The organism is Brevibacillus sp. (genome assembly GCF_003521185.1).
GTDB lineage: Bacteria > Bacillota > Bacilli > Brevibacillales > Brevibacillaceae > Brevibacillus > Brevibacillus parabrevis.
On the sequence record NZ_DOTK01000067.1, the window covers coordinates 595 to 16,138 of the forward strand.

General features: G+C 45.3%; 13 protein-coding genes and 3 tRNA genes. 15 read left to right on the forward strand and 1 reads right to left on the reverse strand.

The window, feature by feature from the left end:
* Window positions 1-37: 37 nt before the first annotated feature.
* The 4 genes from DEP07_RS20685 to rocF all read left to right on the forward strand — a co-directional run bounded on the left by DEP07_RS20685 (window position 38) and on the right by rocF (window position 1,417).
* A tRNA-Arg gene (locus tag DEP07_RS20685) sits at window positions 38-114 on the forward strand.
* A 15-nt stretch (window positions 115-129) separates the two neighbouring features.
* Window positions 130-206 (forward strand) — tRNA-Pro (locus DEP07_RS20690).
* Window positions 207-255: 49 nt separating this feature from the next.
* A tRNA-Gly gene (locus tag DEP07_RS20695) sits at window positions 256-329 on the forward strand.
* Between the two features lie 191 nt (window positions 330-520).
* Window positions 521-1,417, forward strand: coding sequence for an arginase (gene rocF, locus DEP07_RS20700; RefSeq protein WP_063229045.1), 897 nt, complete (start codon window positions 521-523; stop codon window positions 1,415-1,417).
* Between the two features lie 92 nt (window positions 1,418-1,509).
* Here rocF and DEP07_RS20705 read toward each other — a convergent pair whose 3' ends face one another.
* Entirely contained in the window at window positions 1,510-1,659 is a 150-nt protein-coding gene (locus DEP07_RS20705) for an aspartyl-phosphate phosphatase Spo0E family protein (protein ID WP_063229046.1), read from the reverse strand.
* A 178-nt stretch (window positions 1,660-1,837) separates the two neighbouring features.
* On the opposite strand from DEP07_RS20705, the gene sigW reads away from it, so the two are divergent.
* The 11 genes from sigW (at window position 1,838) to DEP07_RS20760 (ending at window position 15,450) form a co-directional block, all read left to right on the forward strand.
* The gene (gene sigW, locus DEP07_RS20710; RefSeq protein ID WP_063229047.1) at window positions 1,838-2,401 is read left to right on the forward strand and encodes an RNA polymerase sigma factor SigW; all 564 of its coding nucleotides are present in this window, start codon (window positions 1,838-1,840) and stop codon (window positions 2,399-2,401) included.
* Window positions 2,402-2,418: 17 nt separating this feature from the next.
* Window positions 2,419-3,042, forward strand: a complete 624-nt coding sequence (locus DEP07_RS20715) for a zf-HC2 domain-containing protein (RefSeq protein ID WP_122962140.1) — start codon at window positions 2,419-2,421, stop codon at window positions 3,040-3,042.
* A gap of 107 nt (window positions 3,043-3,149) precedes the next feature.
* Window positions 3,150-3,968: a diadenylate cyclase CdaA gene (cdaA, locus tag DEP07_RS20720; protein ID WP_007780837.1), complete on the forward strand. Its 819-nt coding sequence runs from the start codon at window positions 3,150-3,152 to the stop codon at window positions 3,966-3,968.
* On the forward strand, window positions 3,961-5,208 hold the full coding sequence (locus tag DEP07_RS20725; RefSeq protein ID WP_173597875.1) for a CdaR family protein: 1,248 nt from the start codon (window positions 3,961-3,963) through the stop codon (window positions 5,206-5,208). The genes cdaA and DEP07_RS20725 overlap by 8 nt, the downstream gene beginning before the upstream one ends.
* A 43-nt stretch (window positions 5,209-5,251) precedes the next feature.
* Window positions 5,252-6,598: a phosphoglucosamine mutase gene (gene glmM / locus DEP07_RS20730; RefSeq protein ID WP_122962142.1), complete on the forward strand. Its 1,347-nt coding sequence runs from the start codon at window positions 5,252-5,254 to the stop codon at window positions 6,596-6,598.
* A gap of 460 nt (window positions 6,599-7,058) precedes the next feature.
* The gene (gene glmS, locus DEP07_RS20735) at window positions 7,059-8,891 is read left to right on the forward strand and encodes a glutamine--fructose-6-phosphate transaminase (isomerizing) (RefSeq protein ID WP_173599681.1); all 1,833 of its coding nucleotides are present in this window, start codon (window positions 7,059-7,061) and stop codon (window positions 8,889-8,891) included.
* A gap of 204 nt (window positions 8,892-9,095) precedes the next feature.
* The gene (locus DEP07_RS20740) at window positions 9,096-9,662 is read left to right on the forward strand and encodes a hypothetical protein (protein ID WP_287102964.1); all 567 of its coding nucleotides are present in this window, start codon (window positions 9,096-9,098) and stop codon (window positions 9,660-9,662) included.
* A complete protein-coding gene (locus tag DEP07_RS20745) occupies window positions 9,622-10,764 on the forward strand; it encodes a TnsD family Tn7-like transposition protein (RefSeq protein ID WP_287102965.1) in 1,143 nt (380 codons plus the stop codon). Before DEP07_RS20740 ends, DEP07_RS20745 begins: the two co-directional genes overlap by 41 nt.
* Window positions 10,765-11,185: 421 nt before the next feature.
* On the forward strand, window positions 11,186-12,679 hold the full coding sequence (locus tag DEP07_RS20750) for a dsDNA nuclease domain-containing protein (protein WP_287102966.1): 1,494 nt from the start codon (window positions 11,186-11,188) through the stop codon (window positions 12,677-12,679).
* Between the two features lie 4 nt (window positions 12,680-12,683).
* Window positions 12,684-13,349, forward strand: coding sequence for a hypothetical protein (locus DEP07_RS20755; RefSeq protein ID WP_232774537.1), 666 nt, complete (start codon window positions 12,684-12,686; stop codon window positions 13,347-13,349).
* Window positions 13,339-15,450 (forward strand): AAA family ATPase, encoded by a 2,112-nt coding sequence (locus tag DEP07_RS20760; protein WP_287102967.1) that lies wholly within the window; start codon window positions 13,339-13,341, stop codon window positions 15,448-15,450. Before DEP07_RS20755 ends, DEP07_RS20760 begins: the two co-directional genes overlap by 11 nt.
* The last annotated feature ends 94 nt before the right edge of the window (window positions 15,451-15,544 follow it).

Below are 15,544 nucleotides of genomic sequence, written 5' to 3' on the forward strand. Positions count from 1 at the left end.
CTTCATGGCTCACCAGTTTTTACTGGTAAAAAAATATGTGCCCTTAGCTCAGCTGGATAGAGCGTTTGACTACGAATCAAAAGGTCGGGAGTTCGAATCTCTCAGGGCACGCCATTTTCACCTTATAATCGGGAAGTAGCTCAGCTTGGTAGAGTACTTGGCTTGGGACCAAGGGGTCGCAGGTTCGAATCCTGTCTTCCCGACCATTTTTACCCTTCATTTTTGCAGGGTTTTGCATGTTTTCCATAAAGTTGTGCGGGTGTAGTTCAATGGTAGAACTCCAGCCTTCCAAGCTGGTCGCGTGGGTTCGATTCCCATCACCCGCTCCATATGTTTTGTGTAAAGCGAGTGGCCGATTCGGTTGCTCGTTTTTTTGTGCTTCCCAAAAAGGGACATTTTTGACAATAACATGACAAACGGGTTATTTATGCAAAATCCTGTCGAGTTGAGTCATTTCGCCATCGGAGGCTACAATATAGGGGTGAAGCAACAACGATCGAAGGAATTGGGGGCATTTATAATGAACAAGAACATGAGTATTGTTGGCGTACCGATGGATCTGGGGGCAGACCGCCGTGGAGTAGATATGGGGCCTAGCGCAATCCGCTATGCAGGTGTAGTAGCTCGTCTGGAGAAAATGGGCTTTCACATCGAGGATCGCGGAGATATTTTTGTCACCCGTCCACATCACTTTACGGAAACGGAAAATCATAAATATCTGGATGAAGTTGTAGAAGCAAATGAAAAGCTTGCTGATGTTGTAAGCGATATCATGACCGCTGGCCGTTTTCCGCTCGTGCTGGGCGGCGATCACAGCATCGCTCTTGGTACGATCGCTGGTGTGGCAAAACACGTGAAAAATCTCGGGGTCATCTGGTTTGATGCTCACGGAGACTTGAACACCGGGGAGACATCTCCATCCGGCAACATTCACGGAATGCCGCTGGCAGCAAGCCTTGGCTTCGGACATCAGCGCCTGACGAACATCGGCGGCTTTGCACCTAAGCTGAAGCCGGAAAATGTGGTGATCATCGGAGCGCGCGATCTGGATCAAGGGGAACGCGATTTGATCAAGCGCATCGGCATGAAAGTGTTCACGATGCACGAGATCGACAAGTTGGGCATGGCTCGCGTGATGGATGAAGCGATTGCCCATGTGTCCAAAAACACAGATGGCGTACACTTGAGTCTGGATTTGGATGGACTCGATCCGCACGATGCACCAGGGGTAGGAACGCCGGTGATTGGCGGCATTTCCTATCGCGAAGGCCATGTGTCCCTTGAGATGCTGGCTGATGCTGACATTCTGTGTTCCGCCGAGTTTGTGGAAGTAAATCCGATCCTTGATCGCGAAAACATGACGGCACGGGTTGCCGTTGCGTTGATGAGCTCTGTATTCGGAGATAAATTGCTGTAAAATGAAGGGGTAAAAAGCAAGAAGAGAGGCTGCAATCGCCTCTCTTTTTGCTTTTTACGCATCTTTACATTGGTGGAAGAAAGAAGTACATTCTAAGGATGGAGATGTAGTTCGTTTAATAGGTGATCAAGTTGCACGCTTAGGGCGACTAATTCAGGAGTGATGGATGCCTGCTTCTTGTACTGATCATTCAGTTCTTTGCGCAACTGCTCGATCTGGAGGAGAACGTCTTGTTTTGACATACGTCCCACTCTCCTTTCCATCTGAGGGATGAAAGAGTTATCATCACTAATATATAGAGGTAGGCAGTAGCCTTATTCCTCTAATTCCCAACAAATTACCTGCACAAACGCGTATTTGGAACGAAACCATTTGCAGTATCATCCGTATATAGGATTACGGTATTGTGGGGAGGATCGCATGGATTTTGTAGAGAAACGGTTGACTCAGCGGGCGAAGCGTGGAGACCGCGAAGCATTTGCGGAGTTGATCGAGATTTATAAAGACAAGATTTTTCAGCTTGCATATCGTATGGTAGGGAACCGTCAGGATGCGGAGGACATCGCGCAAGAAACCTTTTTGCGCGTGTATGCCAACTTGCATTCGTACGATGACAGCTACAAGTTCTCCACATGGATCTACCGGATCGCAACCAATCTATGTATCGACCGCGGCCGTAAAAAACGACCTGACTTTTCATTGGATGAAGAAACCGAACCAGGACAGGGAATGGACTGGTATTCGCGCCTGTCTTCTAGTGAAAAAACACCAGAAGACAAAGTCGTGACGCAGGAGTTGCAGGAGACAGTACAGGATGCCCTGTCTCATTTGCAGCCCAAATATCGCTCGATTATGATCTTGCGCTACATCGAGGACTTGTCGTTGCAAGAGATCAGCGATATCGTAAAACTTCCCATTACGACGATTAAAACGCGCATTCACCGAGGACGGGAAGCGTTGCGAAGCAAGTTGCGATTGATGTGAGAAAGGAGAAAATCACGATGGAATGCCGGGAAATGATAATTCTCATTCACGAATATTTGGATGGGGACACTGATGAATTAGCCAATCAGCATTTGCAAGCACATATAAGGTCATGTGCGAGCTGCCGCCAGCATATGCACGAGTTGCAGCGGGCCATCGCTTTTGTACAGAGCGCTTCACATATTCATGTTTCTCCTGATTTTACTGCACGCGTACTCGCGCAATTACCTGCGCCGACCAAAGCCAACCTTTTTTCCAGCTGGCTGCGCAATCACCCGTTTTTGACCGCGGCAGCAGTATTTCTGTTCCTCATGACGGGCAGCTTGTGCGCGAACTGGTTCGATCGGGACAACACGCTACAGGTATCCTCCGCGAACATGGATAAGTTGAAAATAGATCGGCAACGCAACGTCGTCGTGGTGCCGGCTGGAACGAGCATCGACGGTGATTTGGTCGTGCGCAACGGCAATGTAGACGTTCAAGGACACGTCAAAGGAAATGTCGTAGCCATCGAAGGCAAAGTGTTCGTGGCATCTACCGCTCAGGTGGTGGGAAACACTGAATCTATAGAAGCTATTTTCGATTGGATTTGGTATGAGGTGAAAAATATTGGAAATGACTTGCTTCCGATCTTGCCATAAGAGAAAATAGAGAGTACAGCTATCAACAGCACGGCAGTGGAGCCGTGCTTTTTCCGCAGGAGACAGGCTGACCTTATTTAGATGGAGCGAGATATGGGGGCTTCGTTATGATATCGATGGATTATGGGGATTTACTGCGGTATGGAACGGATATTTTACTCGTTACATACGTGATCTATAAAATCATTATGCTCATCCGCGGAACACGCGCGGTACAATTGCTGAAGGGGATCATGGTCATCGTCATCACCTGGCTTCTCAGCAAATACTTCCAGCTGACGACGCTTCACTGGCTGATGTCCCAGGCGTTTACTTTCGGGGTATTGGCTGTGGTCATTATCTTTCAGCCGGAACTGCGGCGTGCGCTGGAGCAGCTCGGGCGAGGCAAGCTCTTTTCGCGTTCGAGCAGCCTGCAAGATGACGATATGGTAAACCGCGTGGTGCAGGAAGTGTGCAAATCGGTTACCTACATGGCAAAACGGCGGATTGGGGCATTGATCGTCATTGAACGCGAGACAGGTCTGAACGACTATGTAGAGACGGGCATCGCCATCAACGGGCGGGTGAGCTCGGAGCTTTTGATCAATATTTTTATTCCGAATACGCCATTGCATGACGGAGCCGTGATCATGCGCAAGGACGTCATTTTGGCTGCTGCCTGTTACCTTCCGTTGTCCGAGAACAACTCCATCTCCAAGGAGTTGGGGACTCGTCACCGCGCCGCAATCGGCGTGAGCGAGGTTTCGGATGGCATGTCCATTATCGTTTCGGAAGAGACGGGACAAGTGTCTTTTGCCGCGCATGGCGCGATGAACCGAAATCTGACGGAGGCGCAACTGGCAGAGATGCTGACCGAACAGCTCCAGCCTCTGTCAAAGGGCAAGTCCATTGGCAGTCGTTGGCAATGGAGGCGAAAACATGGATAAATGGTTGAACAGTCATTGGTTTGCACGGGCCGTAGCGCTGCTTTTGGCTGTCATGATGTGGATGGTCGTCAATCTGGAAACAGAGCAGACCCCGACTCCGGAAGCGAGCCAGCCCGTCTTTATCGACGGCGTGACCTTGCATGTCAAGTACGATACGGATCGTTTCCAGGTCGTCAAGCAGCAGCGAACGGTAAAAGTCGCTTTGGAAAGCAACAACCCGTTTTACCGCCATAACTTTTTCCCGGCTGATTCGATGGAAGTATACGTCGATGCGACCAATTTGGGAAAAGGGACTCACAGGGTTCCTGTCCAGTACAAAGGGTTTCCGGATGAAGTGAAAGTGGGCATCATTCCGAACATCGTGGAAATTACGCTGGAAGAGAAGAAGACAGTGGAACGGGAAGTTACCGTGGAAAAACTGGGACAAGTAGCTCCCGGCTATACCGCGGGTGAACCGATCGTCAAGCCGTTCAGGGCGCTTGTCAGAGTTCCGGAAAGCCAGGTAGACAAAGTGGCGGCAGTCAAGGCGTCCGTCGATCTGGAAGGGGCCACTTCCGCGATTAAGACTACAGTCCCACTGAAAGTCGTGGACAAGTCAGGAAATGTGATTCAAGGGGCGGATGTCATTCCGCTGACGGTTGAGGTAAACATCCCGGTCACCAGTCCTTTTGTGAAAGTGCCGATCAAATTAAACTTGACGAATGAAATGCCGAATGGCTATAGTTTGGCTAGTATGGATATGAATGTGGATGAAGTGACCGTTTTTGGTCCGAAAGAGGTCATCGACGCCATGAAGGCGAACACCTACTCAGGACCGGAAATCGATCTTAGCAACATTACATCAGATCGTCTTTTGGAGCTAAAGATACCGTTAGCGGATAACATCGTGAAGGTAGAGCCGGAGTATCTCAAGGTATCGTTGAAAGTAGTTCCGTCCACAACCAAGCGTTTGGAGAAAATCCCGATTCGCATCAGCGGGTTGTCAGAGACTATGCAAGCCAGGGTGTTGTCCACCGATGGTCAGGAGCTGTCTACAATTGACTTTGATGTAATAGGTGCAGCCCAAGTGCTGGATCAATTGAGACACGAAGACTTGCAGGTCGTGGCAGACGTCAGCAATATGCCGGCTGGTGTGTACGAGGTGCCTCTGAATTATATTTTCAATCAGCCGGATTATATCAAGACTTCTGCGAGCGCACCGAAAAAGGTCACAATCGAAATCACGAACAAACAAAGGTAGACATAAGCTGTTGTGTGCACAAGGAAGGAAATGAGGGACAAACATGGGGAAGTATTTCGGAACAGACGGTGTGCGTGGTGTAGCCAATACACAATTGACACCCGAACTGGCATTTAAAATCGGTCGCGTTGGCGGCTACGTTCTCACCAGACACAAGCAGGAAGGCAAACCAAAAGTGGTGATTGGGCGCGACACGCGCATTTCCGGACAAATGCTGGAAAACGCGCTTTTGGCTGGCTTGCTTTCGGTTGGAGCAGAAGTGGTCAGATTGGGTGTCATCTCCACCTCGGGTGTTGCGTATCTCACGCGTGCATTGGGTGCGGATGCGGGTGTCATGATTTCCGCCTCCCACAATCCGTTTCCGGATAACGGAATCAAGTTCTTCGGCAGCAACGGTTTCAAACTGTCCGACGACGTAGAAGCCGAAGTGGAACAGTATCTGGACGCCGCAGAGGACACTTTGCCAAGACCAGTAGGAGAACAGATCGGCACGGTATTGGAATTTCTTGAAGGTGGACAAAAGTATCTCTCTCACCTGAAAAGTACCGTATCCGAGCGTTTCGACGGTTTGAAGGTTGTTTTGGACTGTGCCAATGGAGCGGTGTCGTCGCTGGCAGCCCGTTTGTTTGCAGACGTGGACGCAGAAGTGATCACCATCGGGGCCAACCCGAACGGAGTCAATATCAACGAACAATGCGGCTCTACCCATCCTGAGCGACTTCAGGAGGAAGTGCTGAAGCATAAAGCTGACCTGGGACTTTCTTTTGACGGCGATGCGGACCGCTGTATCGCGGTCGACGAGACAGGCGAAATCATCGATGGCGATTACATCATGGCGGTTTGCGCACGTGCGTTGAAAGCAAAAGGAAAGCTCAACAACAATACTGTTGTAACAACCGTTATGGCCAATATGGGCTTTTTCAAAGGGATGGAGGAGTGCTCCATTCATACAACCAAAACGGCTGTAGGCGATCGCTACGTGGTGGAAGAGATGCTGCGCGGCGGCTACAACCTCGGTGGAGAACAGTCCGGCCATATCGTCTTCTTGGATTACAATACGACAGGTGACGGCCTTTTGACAGGCTTGCAGCTGTTGAACATCATCAAGGAATCGGGCAAGCCTTTGTCCGAGCTGAAACAGGTGATGGTCAAGTATCCGCAGCTTTTGATCAATGTCCGTGTAGAGGACAAGTCGAAGTTGAACGGCAACGTAGCGATCGAGCAGGCGATCCGCGAGGTGGAAGAAGAGCTGGCAGGCAACGGCCGTGTGTTGGTTCGTCCGTCCGGTACAGAGCCGATTGTACGCGTGATGGCAGAAGGCCCGGATGCTGCTCAGCTGGAAGGGCTTGTACACCGGATCGTAGACGTGGTCAAACAGGAACTGGTATAAAAAATGTTCGGAGGGAGTGGTGCGATGCCACTCCCTTTTGCATACATGTAAATGACGAAGATATTGTCGCTTCGTTCGATCTGTGGTACAGTGTTCATGTGCGCCGGAGCACCAATTGCAAAAATTGGGAGGAGATTGAACAGACACATTTTTGAGGGAAAGCAAGAAACCAACAGTCGTAAAGCGCCAGCACTGTGGCTGCCCGACATGGAGCCCAGTGGACGAGGTGGAGGTTTATCGAAGATTTCGGCGGGTACCTCCCGGCAGCAGTATCACTGCCGCAGAACGCAAGGACAAAGCATCAGGGTGATCTGATGGACAAAACTTTGCGTGTGATACGTTTCAAGCCACGGATTAGTACAAAAATATAGATCATAAAACATGGAATGGCGGGGGCACTCCCCCGTACCATTGGTTTTGGGTTGTGTCCCCGTCAATTTTGGAAGGGGATCATACACTTATGTGCGGAATCGTTGGATATATTGGAGATAAACAAGCGCAAGAGATCGTTATCGGAGGTCTGCGCAAGCTGGAGTATCGCGGTTATGACTCTGCTGGTATCGCGGTAGTGAATGACAACGGCCTGGAATTGGAAAAGGCGCAGGGACGCCTTGCAGTGCTGGAAGATCGTTTGGAGTCGAAGCCGCTTTCCGGCTGCATGGGAATCGGGCATACACGTTGGGCGACGCACGGAAAACCGTCTGACGAAAACTCCCATCCGCATACTGACGCAAAAACGTCTTTTGCTGTCGTTCACAACGGGATCATCGAGAACTTCCTGCCGTTGAAGGAAGAGCTGCTTGCAAAAGGCTACACGTTCACTTCCGAGACAGATACCGAGGTCATCGCTCACTTGCTGGCTGACATGTACGACGGAGATATCGTGTCTACAGCGCGTCGAGCTGTGCAGCGTATGCGTGGTGCCTATGCGTTGGGAATCATGACCGAGCATGAGCCAGATAAGCTGGTAGCGATTCGTTTGGCTAGCCCGCTTGTGGTCGGCGTAGGTCAGGGCGAGAGCTTCATCGGCTCGGATATCCCGGCTATTTTGGAGCATACACGTGACGTATACATTTTGAACGAAGGCGAAATGGCTGTTTTGACTCGCGACGGCGTGGAACTGATGGACGCAGAGAGCGGAGAAAAAATCGAGCGGGATCTGTTCCATGTCGAGTGGGATTTGGTGCAAGCGGAAAAAGGCGGCTATGATTCTTTCATGCTGAAAGAAATTCATGAGCAGCCTCAAGCAGTCCGCGACACGATGGGCGCACGCATTGACCACGAGAACAAACGCGTCATTTTGCCTGAGCTGAAAATGAGCGATGCCGAGCTGGCAATGTACGACCGAATCTACATTGTCGCTTGCGGTACTTCCATGCACGCAGGTCTGGTCGGCAAAGACGTCATCGAAAAATGGACCCGTGTACCGGTAGAGGTAGCTGTAGCTTCCGAGTTCCGTTACCGCGACCCGATCTACACGGACAAAACGTTGATGATCGTCATCAGCCAATCCGGTGAGACAGCAGATACGCTGGCTGCGCTCCGCGAAGCGAAGAAGAGCAACGTGAAGGTCATGGCCATCACGAACGTAGTAGGCAGCTCTGTCGCGCGCGAGGCGGACGAAGTGATCTTCACCTGGGCTGGTCCTGAAGTAGCCGTAGCTTCTACCAAAGCGTACACTTCCCAAGTGGTAGCCCTGTACCTGTTCAGCCTGTATCTGGCGCAGGTAAAAGGCACGCTGGAAGCGGCCGAGGTAGCAAGCGTAGTGGAGCACTTGGAAACCATTCCTGGCAAAATCGCATCGATGCTCGAAGACGCCGAGCAAGTGCGCCATTTTGCAGAGAGCACAAAAGGGGTAAACAGCCTGTTCTTCATCGGCCGCAGCCTGGACTACGCGGTATCGCTGGAAGGCTCCTTGAAGCTCAAGGAAATCTCCTACATCCACTCCGAGGCGTACCCGGCTGGCGAACTGAAGCACGGTACTCTTGCGCTGATTGAAGATAACGTACCAGTCGTCGCATTGGCTACACAACCAGACATCTACGAAAAAATGGTGAGCAACATCGTGGAAGTCAAGGCGCGCGGCGCCCATGTCCTGGGCTTCGCAACCGAAGGCGACCAAGACCTGGCAAAGAGTGTGGACGAAGTCATCTACCTGCCAGCCACGCTGCCAATGCTCGCACCGATTCTGACCGTCATTCCATTGCAATTGCTCGCTTACTACGCTTCGATCTCTCGCGGCCTGGACGTGGATAAACCACGGAATTTGGCGAAGAGTGTTACGGTGGAGTAGGGGAGATAGGGCTAATATAGCAAGTGTGTTCCGAGTAAATAAAGTTTTAGACTAGAAAATAAAGTATTAGACTGATTGGGTTTGGTCATACTGCTAACGATGGTGCCTTATTCGACAGACACTACAACTAGAACTAACAACAACCCTAATAATGGGGCTACCTATGGTAGCTCCATTATTTTTATAGTCAGGGAGGTGTAAAGCTTGGAACTAGGTTTTAAAAAATTAACGATAGATAATTGGCTAGAAGGGGATAAAACTTCTGATTATTTTGTCTGGTTCTCAGAAGAAAAACAAGAATTTTATAAACCAAGTAAAGAGCAGAGGGTTGAAGTGTTTTTAGAGCCTACTCTGGATGATGTTGTTCCTGAAGAGGTGAAAAGACTATTTGAAGTGGCCCGGGGATGCCTTCTCTATGGTCACTTTTTCTATCCGATGTACACATTGGGATTAGAACAACTATATAGAGTATTGGAACTTGCAGTAACGTTAAAGTGTACTTCGATTAATGCTCCTGAATCTATAAACAATTTCAATAAGAGAATTGAATACCTTATTGACAATAAGATTATTCCGCAGAGTGAATCGATATCGTGGCACGCTACGAGAAGACTGAGAAATTACTCTTCCCATCCTTCTGGACAGACAATTCTTCCACCAGGGGAAGCTCTTCGCACATTAATAATGACCACAGAACGAATCAACAATTTATTTGGAACTGAGGTGGATCATGGCAAAGCGAAAGCGTGTAATATCGACAGCTCAAATTGAAAAATGGATTAAAGAAGGCCGAGGCCAAGGGTATGGTCAAGAATACATCCCATGGCTTATGATCCAACCTGCAAATGGGGTGAAGAACAATAAGTTTCTTCGATACTGTACCATGTGCGTCGACAGGGATCGTTTGCAATATGGCATTGCATATTGGCACAGAGCTCATCAACTACCAGGAGTTACCGTATGCCACCTTCATTCGAGTTTACTCATTGATTCAAATGTCCCATTCTCATCAAGAAGAAATAAGCATGAATTCGTTTCATTAGAAGAGGTGGCTTTACCTAATGTACCAACAATTAGAACCAGTACAGAAGTTAAAATTGCAAAGTACTCCTATCATATTTTAAATTCTGAATGTGACCCAGGTAGTGGAGGTACCCTTCGGATAATTTACTTAGCAAGATTGCAGGAAATGGGGTTTGTAAGTCCCACTGGGAGACTAAGATTTAAGTTGATAATCCAAGCGTTTATAAATTTATTTGGGGAAAACTTTCTGAATCAGATTGGTTGTAATATTCATCCAACTGAGCAATATTCGTGGCTCCATAAGGTTATGAGAAAAGAACATTTCACTATGCATCCCCTTCGTCATATTCTATTACATATTTTCTTGGGTTTACCCACCCATTTATCGTTCTCGAAGAGAGAAGGAGTTCTACAAATTAAGACTACGAAAAAGCAGCAGCAGAGACTGTTAGCCGACGAGACGATAAGGAATCTGAGAAGTCAACCAAGGAAGCGGGTAGATTGGGAACAAAGGGATAACATAATTGCTGAAAAGGTACACAGTGTAGCAGAACAATTGTACACGATCAAAAATATGAGGATTTCAAAATCTGAGATCGGGAGAAAAATTGGAGCACTTTCATTGATACATAACAAATTGGGTAAATTACCTAAAACCAGCAAGGAATTATCAAAATATGTTGAAAGTACCGAAGAGTTTCGGAAGCGTAGAATAAGCATGGCCATGAATGAGAGTGAGTTTGCGAGAACAACAAGACCCGCCTGGAAGATTGCAAAGGAAGCAGGTATAAGCTTGAAAGAGTTTCGCCGTCTGATGAATGTCTCAAAAACTTCAGGGAATGGGGCATAATTTTCTAATGACAAACTCGTATTTTCTTTCGTAGAAAGGGCATCTGGGAACGTGTGAAAAGAGCTCGTTCGTGAAATCAATCCAGCGAAAATATTAGTTCAAATTTAGGAAGCACTCGGGAGTCATGGTGAATATACGTCGAGACCTCGTGAGCGTGACGATGTGAAGTAACATGAGATATTAGAAAACAAAAAGAAACGTTTCTATCTAACGGATATCGAATCGATTTCGAAATGAAACGGGTGCTGCGGCATCCGTTTTTGTTTGTTGTCTAAGGATAGGTAAATCTCAAAGGAATGTCATGGACTCAAAATCCACCCGAGATGTAATACTGCGGTAAAAAGCTATTTCCGAGTTGAGTAAAAACTACTATACTTTGGAAGTGTGACCAAACATTTCATCGGGGCAAGGAGAGTACACAATGTCTCAGGAGTTGCTCATTTTCAAAAAAAACACTGATGCCCCAGGCACCAGTCGTGGTTTTGTGTATCAATATATTAAGACCTTGTTTCAATGGTTGGTTAACTATCGAGACCAGTCAGATATTATAGTTTATTGCGAAGTAGAGGACGATATTAAGCAATTTGACTATGTGAACAAAAGTATTACATGGACTCAAGTTAAAAGTTATTCTTCTTCTTTCAACCTAAGTGGCAGTGAACTTACTAAGACACTATATAATTTTTTTGTGCTGTACTTATGTTACGAAGAATATAAAGGGAAATTTATCTTCGAAACCAATTCAAAACCTTCCGGTAGGGACGAGCTGTTAAACGAATGGATAAATTCACAGTCACTAAATGAGGAGAACGTAGAGTTGCTTGCAAAGCTGGTTGTGAAAACCCAACAAATTTTGCGAGATAGTGCAAATGACAATATTCGTTCTACTTTATCTAGCATCTTACCCAAAATTGAGACACTTGAGGCTAAACAACCTAAAAGTACGGCAGCGAAAAGGAGAAACGCAAAGGAACTAGAAACGTTAAAAGCGGAGTATGAATCTGTCAAAAAACTTGGGGAGAGTTTTCTTAAAAAACTCGATGATGTGGAGATCTTACTGGATTTTGTAAAAAGGATAGAGTGGGTTTTTGAAAAGGAAGATCCAGATAAAGCTCTTCAATCGCTTAAAGCAGAAACGATCACTTTGCTTGGGCAAATAATACCCAACAAAGAGCAAGTCGCATTGTACTTTGAGAGATTGTTGACTGAAATATTTTTCAGATCTGCGGAGGATAATGCTGACTCCCGAACCTTGGATCGTGAGCTGCTCGAAGAAATATTTCGAGAAACCGAGGAAGAGCTGAGAGGCTGCATAGATCGTGAATTCATTGGGAAAATTGAAGGCTTAGGAGTAAAAATAGACGAGGGTTTCGATGAGGTGAAAACACAACTTAACACGTTAGAGCATAAAATTGATTTCATTAGCGAGAAAATAACTCCTCAACCAGAGGATTCGATGATTTTCCCACCTACTGCTGATGCGGATGAGGTGAAGAAAATTTTAGACAGCGATCCTGAGAAGCAAAGTAAATTGGAATCTAAGATAAAAAAGATTGAATTTCAAGATATAGAAAACGAAAACAAAATAATAGCAATAGCCACTGAGATGCGATGCAACTATCTATTGTTGTTGCAAAAGTTGAAGCTAGGTAACAAACACCATCAGCATAGTATTGTTAAGAACTTAGAAAAGATCGTACAAATTCGTTGCACAAACGCTGTCATCCATAATGGTGAGGAAGGTGCTACCCAGTTCAATTCTAGATTATTTTGGAGGGAATTTCAGGATGATTTAAGATTACTTGCCAAGGAACAAAGTCGAATGAGCAAAATTGAGATTAACGAAACGGTTGTGTATGGTCAAATGTACCAAATGGCCGCAGAATGCCATTTGAAGTGGAACAATAAAGGGTGAGGGTATGAATAACGATGACATAAAAAAGATCAACCAATTCTTTGATGCGTTAATCAATAATAATGTTCAGATGGAGACCGTACCGCCACATTTGCGCACTGCTTACATAGATCCAGACGATGATTACGATTTCCATGCGTATCGGATATTACTTTTGCTGCGGATATGTGGGACTAAGCGTGATGGTTTTTTTTCGAACCCTACAATATATGGGAGGAGGAAGTTTTCATTCTTTGATTTCTTGATTAGATATCCATTTTACCTCATGAAAGCAATCGATAAAAGCAACAAAAAATATCTTGCATCTTATATAAATCTTAACGATTATGAGAAAAAAATGGCGTTTTCGCCAATGATCAGGTATATAAGAGGACCGTGGGATCACCGGTATGATTCGATTTTCAATTATATGATAAGCAAAAAGTTAATTGACGTAAAATATGATTATTTCTCAAAAAGCCAAAAGGCGTTTTTGATAAGCCTAACACCTCTTGGGGCGGAAAAGGCTGATGAAATTGTGGAAGTCGAGAAAGAATGGAAGATGAGAATGGAAACCATTAACAAAATTTTCCCCTCAAATGCTACTAATGATTATATTGAAAAATATGTGCAAAAGGAATTTCCATCTCTTATTTTGGGTTATTACGGGGTGAGTGATAGTGTTTATTGAATCCGTTCTAATAAGGGTTGAAACAGAAAAGGAACTGTACGTTCGTTTTGTTCCGTTTAGAGATACTGATGGGACCATAAAAGAGTTCAGTATGATTTATGGCGAGAACACATTGGGAAAATCGACGTTTATCCAAAGCGTAATTTTTGCTCTTAAGGGTGAAGATTTATATGGAACGCGTCAAAATGATATTTTGAGTTTCAAGGATTTATTTAGAATACATTACAAGCGGAAAGTTATTCAAGCTCATGTTTTTTTGCAGCTATCCAACAAAGGGACTAGGGTTGTAGTTGCGCGTAACGCGCTAGATTGGAACGATCCTGTATGCGTTTTTTCGGGTGTAGAACTTCAGAAAAGTTCTAATTTGGAGCAGCTGGTACATGAAAGCAAGACACGAGCTTTCTACAAAATGCGTAAAGACAAGAACATAAAAGGAAACGAAACTTATCAAGAGTTTTTATTTTCTTTTATGGACATTACCCCAATAACAGAGAGCGAATCTGAAACAAGTGGCGAAGATTCTGAGTCAACTGGCGATGTTAAGCTGTTGTTCTACATTCAGAATCTGATGCCTTTGTTTGTTATACAGCAAGAGGCATGGTATGACATTCAAGCGATAAATCCTAGATACGGACTGAAAGATATTAAAAAAACAGCTTTCGAAGTTCTTCTTCAGTTTTCTGGGACTGAAGTAATTACAGCGAGACACGAGTTGGAAAAACTTTTGTCACTGTTGAAACAGAAAACAACTTCGTTAAATGATATCAATGATGTTATCGGAATGATTGCTCTAAAAGACACCAAGCTAATTGAGGATGAGATCGCCCGAACGCAAACTGAAATATTAAATCATGAGCAAAGCATTGAAAGGTTGGAATCGGGCAGTTCAGAAAGGAATAATGTTTTTTCTGAAATTCGGAATAAATTCAGGATTTCCTCAATGAAAGCGAGAAGGCATCGGGAAGAGATGCAATCCCTTGAAACGGAAATCGAAGAGTACAATTTCTTTATTAACAAGATTTTGAATGACATTGAAAAGAACGATAAGCTTAAAACTGCAAAAAAGATTGTGGGTATTTTACCTGTGAGCTCATGTCCGCGTTGTCTTAATGCTCTTTCTATCGATGTTGATGATGAATTGGAGAGTGGTAATTGTGGATTATGTGGTAGTCCCTTCAAATCAATACCTCAAGCACAAAGCGAGCAGTATCTTGGGTATTTAAAAGATGAGTTGAGGGACTTTAACCGACTAAAAGAAATTAAGGAGAAAGATAAGGAGGAACTTTACAATAAAGTTGTTTTGGCGGAATTGGAGCAAGCGGAGCTAAAAAGGATGATGGATGACTTTGAAGATAAGTTAAAGCCACGGAATCTCCAGGAATACAATTTCCACGCTCGGCAAATAGGAAAGCTTCAAAATTCGATTACCCATCTTAACAAAGACAAAGAAATTATCGAGCGATTTGAGAAACTCCTGAAAGAAAAAGAAGATCTAGAAAAAGATATTAAAGACAAAAGGGCTTACATTAAAGGCATTGAAAAGCAAAAAGAGAAGGACGAGGAGAAAATCCAGTTCTTTGAGAGAACGTTTAAAACAAATCTAAAGAACCTAAGCTTTCTAAAACTCGGTCTCGATGAAAAGAAAATTAAAGACGAGAAAAAGAAAGATGCCGTTTCCCTAGATGATGATCTTGAGAAGATATATGGGCAGATAACGATTGACAGATTTGATTACTTGCCAAAATTGGAGGGGAGGAATCTTTATTATCTTACTTCAAGCAGCGGATTGATTAGGATTATCTTATCATACTATGTTGCTTTGCTTGAGACCGCTTTGAATTATGAGGATTCAGTTCAACACCCTTTACTCCTTCTCATGGACGAACCAAGACAACAAAATTTGGACATCAAAGCGTTTAATTGTTTTATTGATCTTTTTAGAGAGTTAGAGGAGAAATATCAAGGGAAGTTTCAAGTGATTATTGCGTCGTCTGAAAAAGGAAGTGTGAGCGATACCGAATTAGCACTTGACCTCGGGGCTGACACGTATTTGTTACAACCCTTGGATGATGATACAGAAAGTGAATTACCTATTACATAATATGATAGTCAGGCCTCCTTGTGAATGTCAATCAAAAAGTTGACCACCGTGCTCATCAAAAAATTGACCACCATGGCAAAAATCAATCCACCCT

Excerpts from the sequence above, each read along its gene's own strand:
- DEP07_RS20705 (WP_063229046.1), bottom strand. The coding sequence starts at position 1,659 with ATGTCAAAACAAGACGTTCTCCTCCAGATCGAGCAGTTGCGCAAAGAA.
- DEP07_RS20745 (WP_287102965.1), top strand. The coding sequence starts at position 9,622 with ATGGCAAAGCGAAAGCGTGTAATATCGACAGCTCAAATTGAAAAATGG.
- DEP07_RS20715 (WP_122962140.1), top strand. The coding sequence starts at position 2,419 with ATGGAATGCCGGGAAATGATAATTCTCATTCACGAATATTTGGATGGG.
- DEP07_RS20750 (WP_287102966.1), top strand. The coding sequence starts at position 11,186 with ATGTCTCAGGAGTTGCTCATTTTCAAAAAAAACACTGATGCCCCAGGC.
- sigW (WP_063229047.1), top strand. The coding sequence starts at position 1,838 with ATGGATTTTGTAGAGAAACGGTTGACTCAGCGGGCGAAGCGTGGAGAC.
- DEP07_RS20755 (WP_232774537.1), top strand. The coding sequence starts at position 12,684 with ATGAATAACGATGACATAAAAAAGATCAACCAATTCTTTGATGCGTTA.
- rocF (WP_063229045.1), top strand. The coding sequence starts at position 521 with ATGAACAAGAACATGAGTATTGTTGGCGTACCGATGGATCTGGGGGCA.
- DEP07_RS20725 (WP_173597875.1), top strand. The coding sequence starts at position 3,961 with ATGGATAAATGGTTGAACAGTCATTGGTTTGCACGGGCCGTAGCGCTG.
- cdaA (WP_007780837.1), top strand. The coding sequence starts at position 3,150 with ATGATATCGATGGATTATGGGGATTTACTGCGGTATGGAACGGATATT.
- glmS (WP_173599681.1), top strand. The coding sequence starts at position 7,059 with ATGTGCGGAATCGTTGGATATATTGGAGATAAACAAGCGCAAGAGATC.
- glmM (WP_122962142.1), top strand. The coding sequence starts at position 5,252 with ATGGGGAAGTATTTCGGAACAGACGGTGTGCGTGGTGTAGCCAATACA.